Annotated in this window: 2 protein-coding genes and 1 pseudogene; all 3 read left to right on the top strand. The window is 34.9% G+C overall.

The window, feature by feature from the left end; translation table 11 throughout:
- A pseudogene (locus tag ENL20_03730) lies at positions 1-149 on the top strand (IS5/IS1182 family transposase).
- Between the two features lie 509 nt (positions 150-658).
- Positions 659-3,295 (top strand): hypothetical protein, encoded by a 2,637-nt coding sequence (locus ENL20_03725; protein HHE37666.1) that lies wholly within the window; start codon positions 659-661, stop codon positions 3,293-3,295.
- Between the two features lie 242 nt (positions 3,296-3,537).
- Positions 3,538-5,676: tetratricopeptide repeat protein (locus tag ENL20_03720; protein ID HHE37665.1), on the top strand; the 2,139-nt coding region annotated here is incomplete at its 3' end.

The following is a 5,676-nucleotide window of genomic DNA, read 5'->3' as shown; positions in this document are numbered from 1 at the left end:
TTTCAAATGTATCTACCAATATTCTCAACCTTTCACACCCATTGTGTTAATTAGCCGAAGTAATCGCTTGGGACAGTCTCAATGAAACCTTCAAACCTCTGTATAGTGAAGATTTAGGAAGACCGGCAAAAGCGGTAAGACTAATGGTTGATAAGTTTATTATAACTTTATAGTAATTAGATGATTGGACTTTTCGGTAAATCTCGGGGAGTCCGATTTTTTTGATTTGATAGCTCAATCAAATCAATTACTAATTTTCCTGCAAGATTCGATATTCAGTTTTAACTGAATCCGGATTAGTTCTCTAATCAGTAGCTGAAATTGCTTCCTACTGTTAAAATCTCATTTTCAATATTTTTTTCAGATTAATTCTTATCCTTTCAAAAAAGGATAAGAAGATTTATCATGTATGAACTGGCATGCATGTTATCTACTCATAGTTTTTCACACCAACAGTACCCTTTCCGGTACAACCTGTACCATTCATATAGCACATTTTTCCGATAAAGTAAAATTTAAATATCTTATTTTTCCCCAAAAAATAAATTTTTAACATCATAACTTCTTAACTCATAAAGAAATATAAAAATTTGTAAAAATCAGATTTTGTTCTGGTACGATGTATGTATTAGCAAATTCTGAAATTTAAGGAGGAATGATGAAAAAAATAACATTTATCATTTTAGTAATTTTCTTGAAACTATCGATCTCTGCTTTTGATTTTACGGACTACAATGTGGAAAACGGGATCTTGCAAAGCGACAATGTTTATGATGTCTTTTTCTATGATACTGCACAAGACAACATCAGTGATGAATGGAGAAATGATATTTCAAAAAGTTGGTACCAGGAACCGTCCAATCCGTCGGATGATTTTACCGGTACGGAACTGGATGCTAATCGCTGGCAGCAAATTCCAAGTGTTGGAAGTCCGGTTTATGATGATTGGGTTGATCTTTCAGGAAGTGTATATCCAACTACTAATAAAGGTAAAGGGATTTATTCATTAAATAAATGGGAACTTTCCGGAACCTTTGTCATTCAGATTAGTTTCAAGGATTTTGTCTGCGACGATGACGGTGAATTGAGGTTTGCAATCGTAAATGTGAACGATCATGATCAGCAATATTCCGTTGCCCGAAGGAAAAAAGCCGACGGAACCGATGTTTATATCAATAATGAAACAGGTTATGAAATTCCAACCGATGATACGGAAGGAAAACTTCAAATAATTAGATATAATTCATTTTGCTCTGTTTCTTATTGTGAATGGGACGAAGAAAATGGCTGGATTTGGAATCAAATCGGGGAAGTAACGGATTTTGGAGATTTTGATGTTTTCCCGATGATATATCATTATGGTGAATATCCGAACGATATCGAAGTAAAGATCGATGATTTTATATTAGGATCAGGAACAAGCACTTTTGGGAATTATGGAAGTGTCGTCAGAGGAACGACAAATAATTTTCCCGAACAGGCAATACTCGTGGCAACCGATAAAGGTTTGGATATCATCGATGCTTCCGATAATGAACTCTGGATGAGATTTAAAAGTTTCGATCACGAACGAGATCCGGGAAATAAGCAGAACATGGTCGCGGATACTTTACACACGATCTATGCTTTAGATGGAAGGATCTATTGCGGAGCTTACAGTGGATATATGCTCGGTGTGGGAGTGATCGATTTTGTTCTGGACAAATCCTGGTTTTACGATGCCCATGAAAGTCCTGCTCCTCATGGAACAGGTTGGGATTGTTTTGCCGATATTTCCCAGAGAAACAAACATCGCGGCTGGACGGATTATGAAAGAACTTATGTTCAATTATTAAGTACAACCGTGTATGATCTTCAAGCAAAAGTTATCGATAACGGCAGAGAAGAAAAAACTTATCTCGCAATAGCGAATGGTCTGGATTCTTCAGGCTACGGAGCTGTCACAGTTGTAAATTTGGAAGATAATACTAAAAGTTATGATATTATCACTCAAGACAGACCGGTAAAAAATGTATTGTTCTCGAATGATGATGAATTATTTTATCTCGATTTGTACCAAGTCTTCAAAGATAGTTCCGATTTCCTTAATGAAGGTGAATTTGATTCTGATGAAGATTCCGGTTATTCGTGGTCTGAGAATGCCGAACCTTCGGATATGGTGATAACGAACAATTTCTTATATCTTTCCGATCAGGATGTAAATTATAACGGAGATAGAGGCTCCGCTGATAAATATGATAAAAACACTGTTTATCACACTGGAATCAAATACACAACCGGTGGATATCCAACGATCAGATTATGGGGTTCCGCTGCTTGCTCTGCTCTGGAAACAGACGATAATGCTCTCTGGGTTGCCGTAAATCATAATGAACAGGGAAGAATTTATATCATTGGTGCGGAAAGTCCAAGACAGGATAGTATTCGTGGAGAATTCAATATTCCTTCACCTTTGAATTCAGGAAATATATCTTCTCTTTCTTTTGGAGAAGCATCCGAATTTGCCGAGAATCTAATTGTCGGATATGATAATTCGGGAGTTACCAGACTGTTTGGCTCTGAAAATTCTTTAAGTTTGAATAACCTTTCTGAAGGTGAAATACAGCATAATTTTTCGGATTTACCTGGTTTTCGAGGAGATCCTTTCACCTATTTTTTTGAAAATGTCAGTATTACTATCGATCCTCATGATTATTCCGGGTGGGATAATTATGGTAATGTCCTCATCGATCTATCTTTAGAAGATCCTGTATGTCCTCATCCCGAACATACATTAGATGCCTGGTTTAATATTAAACCGGATATTAGTTTCGCTGCTTTTCCCTGCAATGTAAATTTTGAGTTTACTTCTCCAATTCCTGCCGGTAATGATAATCTGCAACTTTGGAACATCCCGGAAGGCGGACAAGAATGGATTCCTGATTATCTTGATGAAGAGGTTTCTGTTAATTCCTGGTATTTCACTTCTTCTCCTTATTCTGTAAATTATACTACCGAACATTTTTCTCCTTGGGCAATGAATAACGGCGGTGGAGGAGCGCTATCTTATCCACCGCTAATGCCTGAAAATCTGACGATAACCAAAAATGAAGAAAATGTGATCTTGAACTGGGATGAAGTTACGCTCGATACCGGAGGTTATACGATCAGCGGAGTTACATATAATATCTATTCCACAAATGATCCGTATGCTGAATGGATTTTAGAGGATTCTGGTATTGCAGAAACAACTTGGTCAAACATGGTATCGGAAGTAAAAAAATTCTATAAGATCACTGCGTATCATATTCCTTAGGTGGAGTAATTGTTCACGATTCATACTCTCATAAATTAGAGTCAATGAATACGGAAGAACAATCCTCCACCGAAATATAAATAACCTCAATCCTGACGGTAATTACTTGCCCCCTTGATAATAACCGTTGAGATGATTGAGGTTTTTTTGTTATCTGATTTTCAAGTATGACCTTTAAAAAAACCCACTTGACTTTTTTACTATTCTTTCCTTTGTTGCTTAATTAAAACAAAGGAAATGAAATGAAGAAATTTTTTCTGCTGTTTTTTCCCCTGATCGCAATTTCCATCTTTGGTGCAAACTCTGTAATCGATAGTCTGGAAACGGCTTTATCAAATGCTAAAGGTAAAGAAAAAGTTCAAATTTTAATTGAATTGGCTGATAAAAACATTGATATATCAGTTAAAAAAAGTTTCGATTATGCTGATCAGGCTCTGGAGTTATGCGAGAAATATAATATTATTTCTGAAAAACCTGCTGTATATTATTTTTATGCAACTTATTATAAACATCAGAACGATTATACAAAAGCTCTGGAATATCTTGAGAAAGCAATGAAATATGCCCGGGAAATTGGTGATAAAAGCATTATTTCGAAAATTTTAAATGGATTCGGTTCAATTTATTACGCTCAAACAGATTATCAAAAAGCTCTCAAATATTATTTTGAATCTATCGAGACCGGAAAAGGAATCAATGATGAAATCCTGACGCTACCGCTGATGAATACCGGGCAAATATATTACTATTGGGGTGAATATAAAAAATCTTTAGAGTATTTTCAAAGAGCATTGGAATACAGTGAAAATTTCTCAAATCAAGAAGACATTGCTCATGCCATGATCGGGATTGGAAAGATTTACCGAAAGTGGGAAAAAATTGAAGAAGCGAGAGAAAATCTTTTAAAGGCATTGATAATATACCAGGAAATTGGCAATAAAATGGGTGAAGCCGTTGTCCTGAACTGGATTGGAATGTTGTTTAAGGATGAAAAAAACTATAAAAAATCTATTGAATATCAGGAAAAATCTTTAAAAATAAAAGAAAAACTGAACAATAAAAAGGGAATTGCTGCTTCCTTAAACGGATTAGGAATTTCTTATAAAAAATTAGGTGATTTTGAGAAAGCACTCCAATATTATCAAAAAGCATTAGAAATACAACTCGAGATAAAAGATAAAATAGGAGCAGCAGCAACTTTAAGCAATATTGGACTGGTTCATTCTGAAATGAAAAATTATGATAAAGCATTAAAATACCTTGAGGAAAGCAATAAATTAGCAGAGAAAATTAAATATAAACAGCTACTGATCAATAATTACAGCTCGATCTCTGATGTTTATTCCGAAACAGAAAACTATCGAAAAGCACTACTTTTTATGGAAAAACACATGTCACTGAAAGACTCTGTTTTCAGCGAAGAAAAACATCAGCAATTTGCTGATATGAGAACCAAATACGAAACCGAAAAAAAAGAGCAGGAAAATGTCATCCTCAGGCAGAAAAATGAATTCAACGAACTGGCTATTTCACGCCAGAAATCTTTGAGGAATTTTTTGATCATCATTTCTTTGATCATCCTCATTTCGATGGTTCTTGTTTATAAGCAATATCGTTTGAAGAAAAAAACCTTATCGGACTTGGAGAAAGCAGACCGGATCATTCGCAAACAAAAAGATGAACTTGAGATCATGAATAAAACCAGAGATCGATTTTTCTCGATTATCTCACACGATCTGAAAAATTCTTTTACATCATTGAGGATGGGAACAAAACTTCTTTCCAACATTGAAGAAATGGACAAAAAAGAGATCAAAATGGTTTCCAAAGAATTGGAAGATTCTGTTGAAAATCTATATAAATTACTGGAAAATCTGCTGGAATGGTCGAGAATACAAATCGGTAGAATTCATTATGAACCGCAGGAATTTGATATTTTTGAAATAATGCAGGATGTTCTGAAAGTGTTGAATTCCAAATCAGCTCAAAAAGAAATTCTCCTGATCTCCAAAATAAAAGAAAATACGAGAGTTTTTGCAGATAAAAATATGATCTATTCAGTTCTGCAGAATTTGATTACGAATTCAATCAAATTTACGGAAAAAAATGGTGAGATAAAAATACGACAAAAAGAAATAGGTGACAAATTGGAAATCTCGATTTGTGATAACGGAGTTGGAATGTCCGAAATTCAAATATCGAAGATCTTTCAAATCGATGAAGTAATCTCTACTCCCGGTACGAATAACGAAAAAGGGACAGGACTCGGTTTGATCCTTTGCAAAGAATTTATCGAGAAAAATGACGGTGAGATTCGAATAGAAAGTGAATTGGGAACAGGTACGGAAGTTTGTTTTAGTTTGCCTTCAAAACCTTTAAGT

The organism is Candidatus Cloacimonadota bacterium (assembly GCA_011372345.1).
Lineage (GTDB): Bacteria > Cloacimonadota > Cloacimonadia > Cloacimonadales > TCS61 > DRTC01.
This window is presented reverse-complemented; position numbering and strand designations above follow the sequence as displayed.

Bases quoted from the DNA above. Each gene is read 5' to 3' on its own strand.
- ENL20_03725 (HHE37666.1), top strand. From the start codon at position 659: ATGAAAAAAATAACATTTATCATTTTAGTAATTTTCTTGAAACTATCG.